The 17,571-nt window shown below is 44.3% G+C and carries 19 protein-coding genes; 11 read left to right on the top strand and 8 right to left on the bottom strand.

Going from position 1 to position 17,571, the window contains the following annotated elements; translation table 11 throughout:
• Positions 1-987, bottom strand: a 987-nt coding sequence (locus tag A3756_RS21340; RefSeq protein ID WP_068554586.1) for a DMT family transporter, incomplete at its 3' end; no start/stop codon positions are given.
• Positions 988-1,155: 168 nt separating this feature from the next.
• On the opposite strand from A3756_RS21340, the gene A3756_RS21335 reads away from it, so the two are divergent.
• Genes A3756_RS21335 through A3756_RS21325 form a run of 3 tightly spaced genes read left to right on the top strand, consistent with a single transcriptional unit; the run spans position 1,156 to position 3,415 of the window.
• Positions 1,156-1,548: a hypothetical protein gene (locus A3756_RS21335; protein ID WP_068514263.1), complete on the top strand. Its 393-nt coding sequence runs from the start codon at positions 1,156-1,158 to the stop codon at positions 1,546-1,548.
• Positions 1,545-2,534 carry a phosphotransferase gene (locus A3756_RS21330; protein ID WP_068514260.1) on the top strand — a complete coding sequence of 330 codons (990 nt, stop codon included), beginning with the start codon at positions 1,545-1,547 and terminating at the stop codon, positions 2,532-2,534. The genes A3756_RS21335 and A3756_RS21330 overlap by 4 nt, the downstream gene beginning before the upstream one ends.
• Before the next feature lie 2 nt (positions 2,535-2,536).
• Positions 2,537-3,415: a 3'(2'),5'-bisphosphate nucleotidase CysQ gene (locus tag A3756_RS21325; RefSeq protein ID WP_068514256.1), complete on the top strand. Its 879-nt coding sequence runs from the start codon at positions 2,537-2,539 to the stop codon at positions 3,413-3,415.
• A 2-nt stretch (positions 3,416-3,417) separates the two neighbouring features.
• Here the strand turns inward: A3756_RS21325 and A3756_RS21320 are convergent, their stop codons facing one another.
• The 3 genes from A3756_RS21320 to arfB all read right to left on the bottom strand — a co-directional run bounded on the left by A3756_RS21320 (position 3,418) and on the right by arfB (position 4,569).
• On the bottom strand, positions 3,418-3,744 hold the full coding sequence (locus tag A3756_RS21320) for a hypothetical protein (RefSeq protein ID WP_304438921.1): 327 nt from the start codon (positions 3,742-3,744) through the stop codon (positions 3,418-3,420).
• A gap of 5 nt (positions 3,745-3,749) precedes the next feature.
• Positions 3,750-4,058 carry a helix-turn-helix transcriptional regulator gene (locus tag A3756_RS21315; protein ID WP_068506631.1) on the bottom strand — a complete coding sequence of 103 codons (309 nt, stop codon included), beginning with the start codon at positions 4,056-4,058 and terminating at the stop codon, positions 3,750-3,752.
• Positions 4,059-4,152: 94 nt separating this feature from the next.
• Positions 4,153-4,569: an alternative ribosome rescue aminoacyl-tRNA hydrolase ArfB gene (gene arfB, locus A3756_RS21310; protein WP_068514252.1), complete on the bottom strand. Its 417-nt coding sequence runs from the start codon at positions 4,567-4,569 to the stop codon at positions 4,153-4,155.
• Positions 4,570-4,718: 149 nt separating this feature from the next.
• Here arfB and A3756_RS21305 point away from each other — a divergent pair, with 149 nt between their 5' ends.
• Positions 4,719-5,255: a hypothetical protein gene (locus tag A3756_RS21305; RefSeq protein WP_068514249.1), complete on the top strand. Its 537-nt coding sequence runs from the start codon at positions 4,719-4,721 to the stop codon at positions 5,253-5,255.
• Here the strand turns inward: A3756_RS21305 and A3756_RS26815 are convergent.
• Both A3756_RS26815 and yeiP read right to left on the bottom strand, forming a co-directional pair.
• On the bottom strand, positions 5,252-5,422 hold the full coding sequence (locus A3756_RS26815; protein WP_156490659.1) for a hypothetical protein: 171 nt from the start codon (positions 5,420-5,422) through the stop codon (positions 5,252-5,254). The two genes, A3756_RS21305 and A3756_RS26815, sit on opposite strands and share 4 nt — an antisense overlap.
• Before the next feature lie 148 nt (positions 5,423-5,570).
• The gene (gene yeiP / locus A3756_RS21300) at positions 5,571-6,146 is read right to left on the bottom strand and encodes an elongation factor P-like protein YeiP (RefSeq protein ID WP_068514246.1); all 576 of its coding nucleotides are present in this window, start codon (positions 6,144-6,146) and stop codon (positions 5,571-5,573) included.
• Positions 6,147-6,331: 185 nt separating this feature from the next.
• On the opposite strand from yeiP, the gene A3756_RS21295 reads away from it, so the two are divergent.
• On the top strand, positions 6,332-6,685 hold the full coding sequence (locus tag A3756_RS21295) for a CidA/LrgA family protein (protein ID WP_068514244.1): 354 nt from the start codon (positions 6,332-6,334) through the stop codon (positions 6,683-6,685).
• A gap of 11 nt (positions 6,686-6,696) precedes the next feature.
• Entirely contained in the window at positions 6,697-7,398 is a 702-nt protein-coding gene (locus tag A3756_RS21290) for an LrgB family protein (protein WP_068508010.1), read from the top strand.
• Between the two features lie 65 nt (positions 7,399-7,463).
• On the opposite strand, the gene A3756_RS21285 is transcribed toward A3756_RS21290, so the two are convergent.
• Positions 7,464-7,820 carry a YibL family ribosome-associated protein gene (locus tag A3756_RS21285; RefSeq protein ID WP_068554580.1) on the bottom strand — a complete coding sequence of 119 codons (357 nt, stop codon included), beginning with the start codon at positions 7,818-7,820 and terminating at the stop codon, positions 7,464-7,466.
• Positions 7,821-8,142: 322 nt separating this feature from the next.
• Here A3756_RS21285 and A3756_RS21280 point away from each other — a divergent pair, with 322 nt between their 5' ends.
• Positions 8,143-9,678, top strand: a complete 1,536-nt coding sequence (locus tag A3756_RS21280; protein WP_068554578.1) for a fatty acyl-CoA reductase — start codon at positions 8,143-8,145, stop codon at positions 9,676-9,678.
• Positions 9,679-9,760: 82 nt separating this feature from the next.
• On the opposite strand, the gene A3756_RS21275 is transcribed toward A3756_RS21280, so the two are convergent.
• Entirely contained in the window at positions 9,761-12,193 is a 2,433-nt protein-coding gene (locus A3756_RS21275) for a hypothetical protein (protein ID WP_068514238.1), read from the bottom strand.
• 476 nt (positions 12,194-12,669) lie between these two features.
• Here A3756_RS21275 and A3756_RS21270 point away from each other — a divergent pair, with 476 nt between their 5' ends.
• From A3756_RS21270 to A3756_RS21255, 4 genes are all read left to right on the top strand, one after another.
• The gene (locus tag A3756_RS21270; RefSeq protein WP_068514235.1) at positions 12,670-13,401 is read left to right on the top strand and encodes a PEP-CTERM sorting domain-containing protein; all 732 of its coding nucleotides are present in this window, start codon (positions 12,670-12,672) and stop codon (positions 13,399-13,401) included.
• A gap of 174 nt (positions 13,402-13,575) precedes the next feature.
• Positions 13,576-14,508, top strand: coding sequence for a class I SAM-dependent methyltransferase (locus A3756_RS21265; protein WP_068508856.1), 933 nt, complete (start codon positions 13,576-13,578; stop codon positions 14,506-14,508).
• Between the two features lie 20 nt (positions 14,509-14,528).
• Positions 14,529-15,656: a PQQ-dependent sugar dehydrogenase gene (locus A3756_RS21260; RefSeq protein WP_068514383.1), complete on the top strand. Its 1,128-nt coding sequence runs from the start codon at positions 14,529-14,531 to the stop codon at positions 15,654-15,656.
• 170 nt (positions 15,657-15,826) lie between these two features.
• A partial coding sequence (locus tag A3756_RS21255) for a VIT and VWA domain-containing protein (RefSeq protein WP_068554575.1) occupies positions 15,827-17,571 on the top strand: 1,745 nt, incomplete at its 3' end.

The raw sequence follows: 17,571 nt of genomic DNA, 5'->3' as shown, positions 1-17,571 counted from the left end.
TATTTCCGTCGCTATATAGAAGGTAGGAAGAAAGCGCCACTCTTTCAGTGGCGCTTTCTTCCTACCTTCTATATAGCGACGGAAATAGCTTCGTAACAAGGGTATNCGGTAAACCAGTATCCCACAAAAAATTAACACACAACCCAGCAGCTGATTGCTTGTCATTCTTTCGCTTAAGAAATATGCGCCTAAGATTGCTGTCCACACGGGCTCCAGAATAAAAACCATGGCCGCACTGTTTGGGTCCAGTTTTGCTAGCGCTTTAGTTTGCAAGGCGAAACGTAAACTTGTAGCGATAAAAGCGCTGCACAACAGCCACACCCAAGCCATATAGGATAAATCAGCTGGCCAACTCTCAGTTAGCAGTGCGGCAACTGTCGCGACGATTGCAATGGCGACAAGCTGTAAAGATGTCAGAGCCATATAAGAGATACCTTGTGCATAACGCCCCGTCAAAATGACATGCAGCGCAAAACCCAAAGTTGACATAAAGAAGAAAGCATGGGATTCCTTAAATTCAAAGCCCAAACCACCTCCTGGCTCAGCCCGTAATGCTAAAAGCGCCAAACCAATAACTGCGGGAATCAACGCACAAATAAGGTAGAAGGTGATCTTGGTACCAAAGATTAGTCGCGCGATTAGCGGAACGAAGACGACTGCCAAGCTCACGATAAAAGCACCTTCGCCGATATTATCGGTTTGGTCCACCGCTAAGACCCAAAGCAACAATGCACAACCTAACAGGATACCCGTACCTATTCCCTTAACAAACTGATGCCGCTTAAGCACCACCAATTGCGGCCAGGACATTAGAACCAGCACCAGCGCCGCTAATGAAAACCTCAGTGCTAAAAAGATGTAAGGTGAAAACTCTGCCAGGGCGCTTTTGGTGAACACCCATCCCGCAGCAGCAATAAGCGTCACCGCAACGAGCAGCAGTTCGTAATTTCGTATCGAATGAGAGATAGCCCTGGCCTTAAATGTCATTAGTGCAAAAGCGCTTCACGACAATAACAGAAACCGCCCAAGAGTTGTTGACTCTAATAACATTGAAACACTGTTTTCTAATGATTAACTTGCCATTAAATACTTCTCGCCATATCGTTTACTTAGCTACAACTCCACCAAAACCGTCAATATAAAGGTGCAAACTCAATGTTCCCCGATATGCCTGGTAAGCCTTCAGCATCCTTGCTTAAAATCACCTACCTTATTTATGCCTTACATATTTTTAGTGCTATAAGTGGCCTGTTAACGCCAGCGTTTATTCTGACGGCTTTCCTTACCGGCTGGCCTTCGATCATAGCATTGGTTATGAGCTATATCTGGCGGGGTGATGCCGACGGTACCTTCTTGTATTCCCACTTTGACTGGTTAATCACAACTTTCTGGAAAGCCTTGGTTGGTTTAGTCATTGCCTGGATTCTGATCGTGACCATTATTGGCGCAATCATTGGGGTTCCTATTATGTTGGCAGTTGGCGTTTGGGTACTTTACCGATTAGGAAAGGGGCTATTTGCTTTGAATGATAGGCGCCACCTAGCATGAGCCATTCGCTATCGTCTCAAATTTTAAACGTGACCAGGGCTCGTTCTATTATTAAGCTTGAAGATATCCAAAGCTTATGGAGTGGTTACGGAGTAATTAGCCGGTACAAGTTGGAAGGCTGTCAGGCAAGCCAAGTCATCGTAAAACACGTTAAGCTTCCTGAAAAAAGTCAGCACCCCAGAGGCTGGAATACTCAGCGCTCTCATCAACGAAAAATATACTCCTATCAAGTTGAGTGTGCCTGGTATAGAGATTTTAGCGCACTATGCGATGAATCTAGCAGAGTCCCAAAGTGCTTGGACACTGCAAGCTCTGAGGGTGAGTTTTTAATCATCATGGAAGACCTTGCAGCCGAAGGTTTTCCTATTGTAAAAGAGTCAGCAAAGCTTACAGACATGCACACTTGCTTGGGCTGGCTAGCTAACTTCCATGCCAAATTTATGGGGCACGCACCCGACTCTTTATGGAAAACAGGGACATATTGGCACCTCGATACTCGCCCTGATGAGCTTGAAGCACTAGAAGATCAAGCACTAAAGAGCGCTGCCTCACGAATCGACTTCGCACTCGCAAGCAGCCCTTATCAAACCTTCGTACATGGCGACGCCAAGTTGGCAAACTTTTGCTTCTCTGAAGATGGCAAGTCTGTAGCAGCTGTAGACTTTCAATACGTAGGGGGAGGCTGCGGGATGAAAGATCTGGCCTACTTTATTGGCAGCTGTTTGCATGAAGAAGACTGCCAGCGCTATGAAAATCAGCTACTCGATAGCTACTTTGAACAACTTAAACAGGCTTTGCTCAAACACCAAAGCAATATAAACCCTAGCAAGGTTGAAGCCTCCTGGCGCCCTTTATTTTCAGTGGCATGGGCCGACTTTCACCGCTTCCTTAAAGGTTGGAGCCCTGAACATTGGAAGGTCAACGCCTACAGTGAGCAGCAATCACGCAAAGTAATCTCGCAACTAAATCAAGCTAAGGAGAGTTAGGCATGAAACTCTCCCCCACTGATCTCAAGGAACTCGCTCAATACGCTCGAGAAGCAGCCCAACTGGCAGGCGCTGTCATAATGACTTATGCCAATAAGAAAGTTGAAATCCTAACTAAATCGACAGGTTCAAGCGAAGCATCACAAGTACTAACCGAAGTCGACTTGCGTTGTGAGAAGCTAATTCTTGATCATTTGGACGACAGCGTAAGAAAGTACAACTTGGCAGTACTCAGTGAGGAGCAAGAAGATGACAAGCAACGCCTGATAAAAGAAGCTTTTTGGTGCATTGACCCAATAGATGGAACGCTAGCCTTTACACAAGCAAGACCTGGTTATTCTGTATCAATCGCCCTGGTTTCGAAAACAGGTAAATCTCTAATTGGTGTGGTATATGACCCGGTAAAAGACAGAATGTACTCGGCTATTACAGAGCAAGGCCTCTATTTGAATGGCCAAGCCTGGCGCCCGGAAAACGAACTTCGTACTGAGCAGCTAACGCTCCCCTGTGATCGCAGCCTTCTAAAAAGGCCTGACTTTCCTGATATCCACAAAGCAATCGACCAATGGCGTACAAATAAGGGCTTAACTCAAATCAATGAAATTCATCACTGCGGTGCAGTAATGAACGCCATACAGGCTTTAGAAAATCCACCCGCATGCTACTTTAAGCCGCCCAAAAAAGAAGACGGCGGCGGTAGCCTTTGGGATTTTGCTGCCACCGCGTGTATCTGTTCAGAAGCCGGTGCATTTGTTTGTGATTATAAGGGACAAGTTCTAGAACTGAATAAAGCAGACAGCACCTTCATGAACCAAAACGGCGTTATCTTCAGTACCGAAAAAGAGCTTGTAGCCGTGATTCAGTCTTTGTATTCCGGCTAGATTCAACTCGCTTTTGAGTAGAAACTGTCACAGCAAGCTTTAGCAAATTTATTCTTGAGTCTAGCTTCAATGCCATCAACCAAGACTTTCTGTATTTCCTGATCACTTACTGTATTGATCTGCCGAATGGCTGAAGGGCTAGTAATATTAACCTCGGTAATATAACCACCAATAAAGTCGAGCCCAGCCAGAGCAATGCCTTCATTTAATAAGAAAGGGCGCATCGTATCGATTATATACTGCTCTCTGAGCGAAACCTCTCCAGCTTCGCAACGCGCACCCTGATGAATATTCGCCAGAAAATCACCTTGCTGTGGCAATCGATTCACCACACCTATAAACAGGACTTAGACTTCTCATCCGCCGAGCAACAATTTCTCATCAAAAAAGACATTAACTCTGTCATGTTGGCAAAGTTCGCTTTGCAGTATAAGTTTCTACTTTCCCTTTGCTGGCTAAGCAAAGCGCATTGCATCAGCTTGGAAATATGATGTGACAAGGTTGAAGCAGGTATACCCAACTTTTTCTGTATGTCGCCCACTGTCATACCACTCTGCCCCGCCTGGATCAGAGTCCGAAAGATTTCAAGGCGAGTAACATTACCCAAAGCTTCTAATTGTTTTGCTGCATTTTCGATATCCATAATAGGGAGCTTATAGATAAACTGCCTCCACCACAACCATACTTCCAGAATATTGGAAATATAAAATAGAAACCTGACTAAGACTTAAATAGGTTTAGTCTCTAACCCGACCGCGAAGCGCCTTGGTTCGACTGTGTTTGGTCTTACTATCCATGCGCTTTCGCTGAGAGTTTCGACTAGGTTTCGTTGGCCGCCGGGTTTTATGAACAACCGTTGCTGCTTGAATTAAAGCCACTAAACGAGCCAGCGCATCTTCACGATTCTTCTCTTGGGTACGAAACTGCTGCGCCTTGATCACTAAGACGCCCTCTTTGTTGATACGGCTATCCTTAAGGCCTAGCAGCCGCTCTTTATAAAAATCCGAAAGCGAAGATGCTTTGATATCAAAGCGCAAGTGAATGGCAGACGAAACTTTATTCACATTCTGACCACCCGCACCTTGAGAACGAATAGCAGAGAGCTGAAGCTCTTCATCAGGAATAGTGACGTAGTCGTTAATCTTAAGCGGCATGAGAAAGGTATTTAATGCATTGAATATACCGCTAACAGTAACTTATAACTCACGGGGATGACAGGAAAAAACACAAGTCTCACGTTCAGCTTTCATTCAGCTTACTTGTTTCACAATGTACAGATATTAATAAACAAGCAGGAGTATGTATGAAAAGCATAAACAAAGCGGCGGTACTGATAGCGATCACAATGCTGATTTCCGGCTGCCATATCACAAGCCAGCAAGGTTCTTATATACTGGAGATCGAGACCACACCCTATAGAGAAAGTGATAGCAGTTGGGCAAGGGCAACTGAAATCATCTTACGTCACCACCAACTTTATTACTCTCAACAAGATTTATTAGACTATCAGTATGTATATTTAGATACAGAGAGCACACCGACTATCGATGACATCAGTTGGCTCTTATGGGATTTGGGAGGTTTAGATAGCTATGTTAGCGGAACATTAAGCCTGATTGAAATAAGGTCTCAACTACGTCAAGGCAGCCCTGTCATGCTTCAATACGGACCGTATTATAGCGGGCACTACCTTGTGATCTATGGTTATGACGACCACGACAGGGTTTATATCCATGAACCTGGCTACGGCACCCGAGTGATACATTATACGGATTTATATTACCAACGCTTTCATGGTAAGGGGCACTACTGGGAGTCGAGCTTACTGATCGAGCCTTAGCTGGCGGCACTTATCCAGTCTAATTGTGCTTCACGAACAAATGCCTTTATCCACACAGCCTGAAAAGGAGACTTTTTAGGATAAGGGCAACTAGAAATACCTAAACCGGCCTTTGCCTTCTCTATCGCATGCTGCCGAACTGATTCTGCTGAGTTTGTACGAGCCATGACCACCCTCAATGTAAATATTTACATTAAGTAAAGACGCTAAGCTTCTATTTTTCAACAAATTATTTAATATTTTAGGCAGGCATTTTTACTTGCCTGCCTCACCTATCGGCATAAAGGCTTTATCTCAAACGCCGACGCGAAAAAATTATTTAGACTCTGCTCGCCCAGTAAACTTGCGCTCTTCAACATTGATCTTAATACGGTCACCAGTAGAAATGTGCTCTGGCACTTGTACCGTTAAACCCGTCGTTAAGATTGCAGGTTTGGTACGCGCGGTAGCCGAGCCACCTTTTAAAGCTGGGTCAGTTTCTACAATTTCCAGCTCAACAGTACTAGGTAACTCCAGTGCAACCGGAGCCTCGTTTACCATCACAACCAGCAAGCCTTGCGCATCTTCGGCCATAAACAATAACTCATCAGCGATGCTTTCTTTATCCAGACTATATGAAGAGTAGTCTTCGCTATCCATAAAAACGTATTCATCACCATCAGCATATGAAAAAGTTACCGGGCGGCGGTCCAAATCTGCAAGTGACAGCATATCGGAGTCTTTGAAAGTTTCATCAATCTTATGGTTTGTCGCCACATTGTACATACGCATACGATACAAACTTCCGCCTGCACGGCCTTGTGGAACAGAGCGCTCGATATCGCGAACAATATAAGCTTCACCATTCATTTCAACGGCAGCGTTCTTCTTAATTTCACTTGCTTTAGGCATTCGTTTTAACTCCTGAATATTGTTTTGGCGCTATTATAGTCGGGTAAACTTGGAATTGATAAGGTGAAGTAATAAAAGAGTTTCATATCTATCTCTATAAGCAACGTTATTTTGCATGATACACAAACTTAAATTTAATGACCCAATATGTGTAAAATAGCCGCCCCAACTCACAGGAAATATTAATGATCTTTGGTTTGCTAATTTTATGTGCGATAAGCATCTTCGCTTCATTAGTCACTGAACTGTTTAACATTCCGGTACCTGGTGCGATTCTAGGCCTGCTGTTATTGACCGGTATATGTGTATTACGGGGCAAAACAGGGGCCTCTTTAGACCGCTCCAGCCAAGTACTGACTATTCTGATTCCTTTGCTAATCATGCCTTCGTGTATTGGCATTATGGATCACTGGCACCTGATAAAAAAAGAATGGCTAGCGATTCTGATAGCAATTTCCAGCAGCGTTATCTTTACCCTAGTGACCACGCCTTGGCTGATCGAAAAGCTAGAAAAAAGCCAAGAACTTGAGGAGTCTTAGCGGTGGAACTAATGTCTGAATTTAAGCTCCCCTACTTCTTTGACCTGTCTATGATATTAACAACAGCAGCCGTTTACTGGGCAGTCAGAAGAATTTACCTTAAGTCAGGCCTTCACCCTTTATTGCAACCTGTACTCCTCGGTTCAGGGACCATGATCGCGCTGCTCTTAACACTGAATATTTCGTATCAAGATTACTTCGAATCAGTACAAATAATTCATTGGTTCCTGGCGCCCTCAATTGTTGCTTTAGCCATCCCCTTATTTTATGAAGGCCGCCATATGCGTTCAAAAATAAAGACTCTCATCGCCCTAATATGCTTGGGAGGTTTTTTGACGGTATTGCTTGCGGTAGGCGTTTTACTTTTGTTCAAAGCAAGTGACGAGTCAATTCTTGCCATGCTCACCAAGTCGGTCACCACAGCGGTTGCTGTGCTGGTTTCAGAAGAAACTGGCGCGGTCGCATCTTTAGCAGCTGGCTTTGTGATGATTACCGGCGTTTTTGGTGCAGTCATTGCACCGCTTGTGTTCAAACGCTTTAATATTACAAATGACGAGGAAAAAGGCCTTGCCCTAGGGCTCAGCGCACATGCCATTGGCACGGTTAAAGCTTTTGAAATTAGTTCCAAGTGCGGCGCTTATTCGATTCTTGCAATGATCGTCAATGGCATTTTTACCGCGATCTTACTGCCATTATGCTTCTGGTTGTTCTAGCAGCACACTCCTGGTTCATCGCTGAGATGGCACTCAGGAAATAACGACTCTTAAGACCTTGAAAATCAGAACGCTTTTCTAGCATACCCGGTTACTTCACTCACGCCCATCTCTCGACCGAGCGCCGTCAATGGATGCACGACTACAAGCCCTTTCACAGACTTCTTGAGTTTACCCATGTCTGCCTGCTCTTCTTTGAGAAGCGCTCGATGAAACTTCATTGCCTTAAGTTGAGCGCATTTACTACTTACGTCTGAAGCTTTTGCCTGCTTTAAAGCAGAAATCTGTTTATTGATAGACTCGATATCACGCTTTGTTTGCCCGACCAATACCTGATTAAAACGCTTCTCTGCGGCCACTAAGGTATTCCGTTTTTTGTCTAAGGTATTTTGTAGTGCTTGAAGGTCTTGCTTGAAACTCATGATAACTCCTGGCGCAAAGGGAACTACTGAATATTAGACGCAGTAGTCAAAGGGAGCGAGATTGTACAGTAATTAACCAAAGGATTCGATCACAATTCAAATAACCCGAGCCTCCAGCAATAACAGCGAGCCAAAAACTAAAAATTAGTGCATATACTCTACTACTAAAAATTAATGTGATGAACATCTCGTACTGTGAAGTTACGCACCAAAAATGTTTATAGTTTGCCGTATCTTGCGGCACAACAAGCCCCATACGGGATATTGTGATTTACTCGGGTATAAGGCTTTCAGATTAACTCAGGTGCTAGGCAGGTATGCGATGACTCAAGAATCTTCAATGGTAAAAGAGACCCTCAAAGGGAAAAATATTTTAATCACAGGGTGTACCGGGTTTCTCGGCAAAGTTGTACTCGAAAAAATTATTCGATCCACTCCCGATGTTGCCAGTATTCATTTACTCATTCGCGGCAACGCACGATACAATTCAGCTCAGGAACGTCTTGAGCAAGAAGTACTTAGCTCTTCAGTCTTTGGACACTTAAAGAGCCTAGATGAACAGGCATTCAAGAACTTTTGTCTGACAAAACTTAACATCGTCAGCGGCCAACTAACAGATAAGCTATTCGGCTTAGACGAAGATAGTTTTGATGAACTTGCTTCAAAAATCGACGTCATCGTAAACTCTGCTGCGAGTGTCGACTTTAGAGAACCGCTAGACAAGGCTCTAGCAATCAACACCTTAAGCTTAAAGAATATTATCGAATTATCGCAGCGTGGAGAAGGAACACCCGTTGTACAGGTTTCGACATGCTATGTTCATGGCTTAAACAAAGGTGAGATTTACGAAGAGACAACAGGGCCATATAAACGAAAAGTCCCACGCAATGCACAAGGTCACTATCTAGTCGAAGGTTTAATCCATTCACTACAAGACAGAATCGCACGCGCATTTTTGCCCTCAAGCACGAAAGAAGAACAAAAGAACGCCTTGGTTGACCTGGGGATCGAGCAAGCCCATCGCTACGGCTGGAATGACACTTATACCTTCACAAAGTGGCTTGGCGAGCAGCTACTAATAGAGAAACTAGATACGAGCTCTCTTGTCATACTTAGACCTTCAATTATCGAAAGTACACTTCGTGCGCCAGTACCTGGGTGGATTGAAGGCATAAAAGTTGCCGATGCCATTGTATTTGCCTACGCTCGTGGAAAAATCTCTTACTTCCCTGCTGACCCGCATGCAGCAATGGACATTATTCCCGCAGACTTAGTCGCTAATAGCGTTATTCTGTCCATGACCAAAGCACTGAAGTCACCCGGCGAAACAAACATTTACCAATGCTGCAGCAGCTCATCTAACCCGGTGACAGTTGCTGAACTAAAGCGCGCAATGGTTGATGAAGCCCAATCAAACTACAAGGCCTACCCAAAGCTGTTTAAGGCTAAAAAGCCTTCGAAAGAATTTACCTTTGTCTCTAAGTCTGTCTTTGAAGCATCGATGAAAGCAGCTCAAGTGCCGCTGGATATATTGCAAGACGTTCGATCAAAAATCGGCTTTAAAAAACGCAAAAACCGCATGCACAAGAATATAGATACAGCCTTAACCTTGTCGACCACGTTTTCTTTTTATGGTTTTCCCAAATACCGCTTTCATAATGGCAAGCTACTAGCCTTAGCTGAAGAGCTAGGCGAAAAGTCTGACGGAGAGTTCCCTGTCGATGCCAAGCTAATTAACTGGTATCGATATTTTGGTAAAACCCATTTAGCCGGCATTGAAAAATATGCGATAAACGAAGTTGCGAAAAATGCACTGGTTAAGCAGGTGAAGACCAAAGAATTGTCCGTTACTGACTAATAGATAAACTGAGCCTTTAGCCAGCCCCGATTGAACATTCCCTTAGTCTAATCGGGGCTGGCCTTTGTCTACTCGCTCAAGCTTACAGCGTCATAATGTACTGAACCAAATCTGAAACCTCCTCAGTATTCGATGTACACCATGGGTGTGGTGTCGCTGGTAAACCAACCGGGCCAGGTGTCCCCATTTCATCTACACCAAATTCACGACGCATCTTCTGGTAATCCCAGTAGTAGTGGTCGTCATCCCAAGACACTTCACTAAAGTATTTGTGCTTTTCGATAAAGCGGTTGCGCTTGTAACCTCGATCCAACCTGGTAATGTAGTCCGACTTGGGCACCCTGAATACATCGCCTCTGCGATTTAAGTCCGGTGTAGTAATCGGCTGATCGACAGAGCCGGGCGCAGGTCGAACCGGTGCATGCAAGGTGTAATATTGTTGGTACATTTCAGAGTTGCTATCACAACGAGCTGGAGATACCAGATCACTCATATTTCTCACGTGACCGTCAGATAGCAAGCCACGATTCTGCACCCAGTACATATCACGTAAGAATGTCGCGCGAATCGACTCGACCTCTTTTTGGTAAATCGTTGGAGAGAAAAATCTGCCAACTTCATCCAAACGCAACATCTTTTCATTTGTGTTGGCACCGACGCCATCATTGTGGCAGCTGCCGCAATCGCGATCGAAGGTCTCTTTACCTCTTGCTATCGCTGCAGAAACTTTTGGATAGGACTGCCAGCCCTGGCTAATAAACTGTCCTTCTTGCAATGCTGGTATTTCGCGCGTTTTCGTTACCTCTTTATCTGGTTGAGGTATCTTAATACCAAACCAGCCCCGCTTAGGCGGCTGCGGTACCATCTCGGTATAGGTCTCTATGACTGTACCGGTTTCTGTTTGGTCGACAAGTAAACCCTTCTGCTTCAACCAGCGATACATACCAATTTCACGTAGTAAGTCATCGTCCTCATCAAGCTGGGTCATGTACGCGGTTAAGGCTTGTAAAGGCGCTTTTCTCATTGCCCCTTGCGCACCGTCCGGCTCTTCTGCATGCACATAAGAACCTTCAAAACCGACATAGGATTCGGTATGCGACAGAGAACGTCGAATCGACATATAGTTGGTCACATTTGGAATTGCGATCGGTGAAAACTGATAATCATTATCGGTATGGCTGCCCTCTCCTTTGATTCTAACCAAGTTATGCTCACCGGCACCGGCAGGCATATGATAGATCAACATATCTTTGGCAACTTTTTCTTCTTCCGGTGCCCAGTCTGGCCCTGGCTCCTTCTCATAAATGCCCTTGAAGGTTTTTAGCGGCGTCTGTAAAACTGTCCACTTCATGGTCCATTCAGGGTTAGGCAAGCCAGGGAAAACCTTTGTTTCATCTTCGCCATTGACGTTTTGGTAAGTGATTTGATAACCGTGGCACGACGCACAGTTGAAACCGGCAAATTCACCCGGCCCTGTATAAGGGTGATTACCTTCTGCATAGCGATATCCTACCCAACCTGTATCTTTTGTATTGCCTTCAAGCTTGGCAGAACCCAAGGTGAGGAAGCCGGGGATCGGGGTTGGCATTGGGTAAGGATCAAAGTAAACATCATCCATCGCTTCATTCGGCACTTGCCCTCTGACCGTTTTATAGGCGCCAAACAACTCTCTCGGGTCAGCATAGCCTCCTTTAACCGGGTCAAACGAACGATAGTTAAAGATCGCCTTCCAATCCAGGTTTCGTACCGCATGTGCGACACCAATATTGTAGTCGTACGACCAGAATATCTTTCGACCTTCTGTCACCAAATCAGAGAAGTTCGGGTTATTAACATCTATATCAATCGGCGTGCTGGCAACGGCATCACTCAGCTGTGACACAACGTCACATTCATGCTGAAACGTATCGCTGATAATACGAGAGGTCTGTGCATCAATAACGGTATGTGGAGAACCTGGGTGTAGCAAGGACTCATTATAACCCGTTCGTTTTTGTACCTGCACAATCAAGGGACCGCTGCTAGCATGGTCAGGTACCCTGAATACAATACGGTCATCTTGCCAGCTAATAACGTTTTTATCCCATGCATCAACTTGCTGCTCTGTTTCGTAATTAACCTGATCTGACACAGCAAGCTTCTGATCAAACATACGTAAATCAGTTTCAAGAATACGGGTATTACCCAGCATGATTTTGCTAAAATCTATATCCACACCTGCACCGAAGTTTGAGCCGATTAGCGTGACAATATCGCCAGGTACAAGTACCGGGCTTTGAGTCCCCATACGAGTCCAGACAAGCTCATCACCCACCTTTATCATATCTATGAACGGCGTATTCAAGGCCTGAGACGCTGACTCGGCGCGTAAGGCTTCTCTCGCTAAATCACTGGCACAAACTTCTTCTTGGTGAGGAAATTCACCCGGTAAGCCTGAAAGGTCAATCGTAGCATTGGCAATGCTTGCGGATGCGGCCACAAGCACGGTGATGGTTTTCTTAACTAAACCCGGCATGGTTATCCCCTTGGATATCTTAATATATTTATTTTTATAGCCCAAAGAACACAATGTTTTACAGCTACCTTAGACTAAATAAGGGTGCAATTGAGCACTCACATTCTAAACTAGCCATTTCAACATTCCCCCCTCCCCAAGCAGGGGGAATAAACAAAGCACTTGAGAATTGAATATTTTATTCTGCAATTACAAATACTTAGAAATATAACGCTATATTCTACCAATCGACTCGATTCGTTAATACGTGAACCAATTCAAATTTTAATAGCGGGCCAGCCTCATTATGAATAGCCACTTTTTACCAACTTTTATGACAAATAGTGTCGAAGAGTTTTACACGTTCTGAAACCTACCTTTATAGCCTTGCGGACAAGTTACTGTAATAACTAAAGTTACAGAATCTGGTCTATTTCCTGCGTATTTTTTGATCAATAACTCACAATAAAACCAACACAATAGGAAGGAAACAGACAATGAAAAACATTATTTGGCATTTGTGTACAGCTGTCGTTCTATCCTTGTCTTCTTCAATTGCTTCGGCTGCAGTATTGGATATTGACTTTAATGGCTCTCAGTTCTTGCTAGGTACTTTCGACAGTGCAGAAACAGGCACTGATTTCTACAACTATGGTAGCCCTTGGGCAGCATCAGCGAACCCGGTTTACCCTGGAACCACAACCCCCATCCCCTTAGAAGCTGACGCCTTGCAGATATTTTCTCATGTGAATACGCTTACCAATGAATTGAGCTTTGGGGTAATTCTTGAAAGACCAAATGGAAGTGGAGGCGGCTCTTTTAATGCCAGCATTGACTTTTCTACACCCGCAGCACTGGCATTCTTAGATGACCCAAATGAAGGAGGTAATAGTGCACTGGGTACAACTAGCTCTATCAATATTGATTTGGATTGGGTGAATTGCTGTACCGATGGCTTTGTCATCAGCGGCTTCGACCCTGAAGACTTATTTATCGACCTGTACAATGTGACCGGTAGCGACTTGGACAGAGCAATATTTCTAAGTCCTGATGGCCAGAATACGCAGTTTGCTTTTCCCGATGACGTATTCTCAATCAGCATAGGTTCCTGTGACCCACAAACCGACCCCAATCAATGCGTGATTAGCGTATCTGAGCCCTCAACGTTTGCCCTACTAGCGTTTGGTTTATTTGGCATAGGTTTAATGAGGCGGCGCAGTATTGCTTAACGACTTCTTTTTCCATACAACCTATAAGGTATTCGCCTTATAGGTTCTCTTACTCTCTCTTTATGATTTAATTAACTGCTCTTCTTTCGCGGCCAAAATCATAAAAATAGATCTACCATCATTTCTTTTATAGAATCCCCTGAACAATCACTGAGCCGGACCAAAATTTCTGCAATGACTACTGTACAGAACCTCCTAAAGCAAGAACTAGGTGAAAACCTTAGACAATCGCCTGAACAGGTTTGCCGAGTATTCCATGGCAGAGGTCGGTTTTTTCCCTCATTTGAGAACCTCAATATTGAGTGGTATCCACCCGTTTTATTTGTCCAATGCTATGAAGGTGAGCTAAGCAACAATGAGCTTTCCGTCATTAAGGAGATCTTTGAAGAGCATGAGTTTATTCAAAGCGTATTGCTCCAATCCCGGCCTTGGCCCGATGTGGAAAATGAGGTTTTGTTTACACGAACTAGCAATAAGCCTGAACTGCCTTTGGAGTTTAATGCAGCACTTGATAAGGATCTTTTGTGTAAGGTTAGTTTAGGCGAAAACCGCAACACAGGCGTGTTTCCAGACATGCGAAGTGGCTGGCATTGGCTTGCTGAACACGCCGAAAACAAACGTGTTCTAAACCTTTTTTCTTATACCTCGGTATTTTCTTTGTTTGCTTTGAAAGGTGGCGCAAAGAAAGTAGTTAATATTGATATGTGCGGTAGCGCCACCAAAACCGCACAATTAAATCATCAGATAAATAATCTACTGGATGAAAGAGTATCGATTTGGAAAAAGAACATTCTTAAGTCAAACAGCCAAATTGCCAAGCAGTCAAAGTTCGACATAATCATTCTCGACCCGCCGCCTTTTCATAAAGGCTCCTTTCGAGGCTGGCCTGACTATCAGAAACTACTACGTCGCTGCACCAAATACTTAAAGGATGGCGGAGTTATCTTAGCGGCCCTAAACAATCAACAAGTAACCTTTTCAGAATTTGAACGCGACATACGAGAGACGATAGAGGATGTAAGATCTATCACGCCTTTAGCGCTTAGTGATGAAATAAAAGAACTGGAGCCTGATAAGGGGTTAAAACTTGCCTTGATTGAATGCTGAAGCTATTGGAGTTCCCTAAAATGTACAATTTCATTGCATGTATTAGTCTTGCGTTCTTCATAAGCTTTGCCAGCCCAAGCTTTTCCCGCACTATCCTTGAAGGGCAAAGTGGCCAGATTCACTTCATTTTGGAAGAACTATACTCAGGCTTAAATATTCCTTGGGGACTGGCTTTTCTGGATGCCAACACTCTATTAATTACCGAACGACGTGGCCGGCTTTATAGTTTGGATATTCAAACAAAGCAGCTCACAACTATCCAAGGGCTTAAGAACGTGCTTGCCAAAGGCCAAGGTGGCCTTCTTGATATTGCCATAAGCCCAACATTCAGCTCATCAAAGAATATTTATCTTAGTTATAGCAAAAGACATGATGGAAAGGGAACGACAGCCCTTGCCAGCGCCCAACTCACAGAGAATCAGCAGCTAAGGCATTGGCGTGAGCTATTCGTAGCGAAAGGCGATAGCGATACCTTCCGACACTTTGGTAGCCGTATTGCCTTTGACAATCAGGGGCACATATTTTTCAGCGTCGGTGACCGAGGCAAACGGGAAGACGCGCAAAACCTAAGCAATCATGCCGGAAGCATCATTCGATTAAATTTAGACGGCACGGTTCCTAAAGATAACCCTTTCACTCAACTAGCCCGCGCCCTACCCGAAATATGGTCTTACGGGCACCGAAACCCACAAGGTTTAGCTTTTACTCCCGACAAGTCTGTTTTATGGTCTATCGAGCATGGACCAAGAGGTGGTGACGAAATAAACCTGATTAAACCAGGCAAAAATTATGGCTGGCCCATCATTTCCTATGGCAAGGAATACTGGGGGCCAATTTCTGTGGGTGAAAGCACTCATAAAGAAGGCATGGAGCAACCCGTTAAATATTATGTTCCCTCCATTGCGCCAGGGAGTCTGATCGTTTATTCAGGCAAAGCCTTCAAGGAATGGAAAGGGGACCTCTTTTCAGGTGCACTAAAGATGACACACCTAAACCGAGTATCGCTCAACAAGCAGTATCAGGCTATCGCTGAAGAACGATTACTTGAAAGCCTGGGCGAACGCATTCGAGCAGTTGTCGAAAGTCCTGAAGGCTGGATTTACCTTTCCACCGACAGTGGACGCATTTTGCGTTTGCGTGATAAATAGTTTTGAGTGACTACAACAAAACAATCCTTGTATAAAAATATGGAAAAGTATCGTTATCTAATACCCTCAGGCTCTTGCTATTAGACTTAGTCGTTTTTTATTGAGTATCCGTTCATCACCATCTAGTTTTGCTTTCGCTTGTTGCCACAAACCAACAAATGGAGAGCATTATGAACAGACAACCAAACTTCTTAGAATTGATAAGCTTTACCCTATTATTCGCATTTAGCATGATGTCGCAGGCCGCTGGACTCATGTCACCCGCAAACGGTCAGCTACCAGCGTTGGAAATAAAACAACACCATGTAGATGTCACTATCGAGGATGGCTATGCCATTACTTCAGTAACACAATTATTTTTCAACCCGAATGACACCACGCTAGAAGCAATCTACTCCTTCCCCATTCCAGAAAAAGCAGCGGTAGGAGAGTTCACCTATTGGATAGACGGTAAAGCTGTGACTGGCGAGGTGCTTGAGAAAAAACAAGCTCGCGAGATTTATGAGCAAGAAAAAGCACAAGGCAGAGAAACCGCCTTAACAGAACAGGATGAGTATAAATCTTTTGATAGTGCCGTTTACCCGGTTTTGCCAAAGCAAGATGTCAAAATCCGATTAGTCTACATTCAAGCTGTCCATTCAGACCATGGCATTGGCAGTTATGTCTACCCACTTGAAGATGGTGGCGTCGATGAAGAAAAGTTGGCCTTTTGGAGCTACAACGAAGTGGTAACCGAAGCATTCAGCTTCAAGATGAATATAAGATCCTCTTACCCTATTGACGATGTCCGTCTTCCGAAACATCCGCAGGCAATTGTCACCTCAAACACGAATCAGGCATGGCATATATCCATGATGAATGGGCAGGCCGCACAAAACGAAGAAGACTCAAACCCAATCACAGCAAAGCAATCAATCACTAAACTCGATCAAGATATCGTGGTCTACTGGAGACATCAACAAGGCCTGCCAGGCTCGATTGATATGGTCACACACAAAGAACCCGGAAAAGACAAAGGAACCTTTATGATGACCATCACCCCGGGGGATGACTTAAGTAAAATCAACTTGGGGCGAGATTGGATCTTTGTACTGGACTACTCAGGCTCAATGCAGGGAAAATACCACAGCCTTATCGAAGGCGTTAACAAAGGGCTTTCCAAGCTAAATCCAAATGACCGTTTTCGCATCATCCTATTTAACAACAATGCAAGTGAGATCACACAAGGTTACACCCCTGCGACAGCCGAGAATGTATCAAGATATACACAATCACTTGAATCGACGACCCCTAATGGCGGCACAAATTTATACGACGGCCTGAAAAAAGGCATCAAAGGTCTCGATTCTGATCGCGCGAGTGCCATCATCTTAGTCACCGATGGCGTTGCTAATATCGGCACCACGGAGAAAAAATCCTTTCTAAGCTTACTCGAACAATATGATGTACGACTCTTTACCTTTGTGATGGGCAACAGTGCTAATAGACCACTACTCGATAGCATGACAAAAATTTCTAACGGCTTCGCAATGAGTGTATCCAATAGTGATGACATCGTTGGCAAGCTAATGATCGCTACCGAAAAACTAACTCACGAAGCCTTTCATGATGTCGAAGTTGATATTGACGGCGTTAAGGTTAAAAACCTTACACCCGCCCGTATCGGTTCTGTGTACCGAGGTCAGCAGCTTATCTTGTTCGGACATTACTGGGGAAATGGTAAAGCAACGGTTGAAATCAAAGGCAAAATGTCAGGCCAACAACAAACCTACACAACGTCTTTTGACTTCCCAAAACAAAGTGAACTCAACCCTGAGATAGAAAGGTTATGGGCGTTCGCGAGCATTGAAGCATTGCAGAATAAAATTGACTATCTAGGCGAAGATGCAGATGCCAAACAAGCCATCATCGACAT

It is taken from the genome of Oleiphilus sp. HI0086 (genome assembly GCF_001635225.1).
The sequence above is the reverse complement of the archived record's forward strand: the minus strand, read 5'-3'. Positions and strand labels throughout refer to the sequence as shown.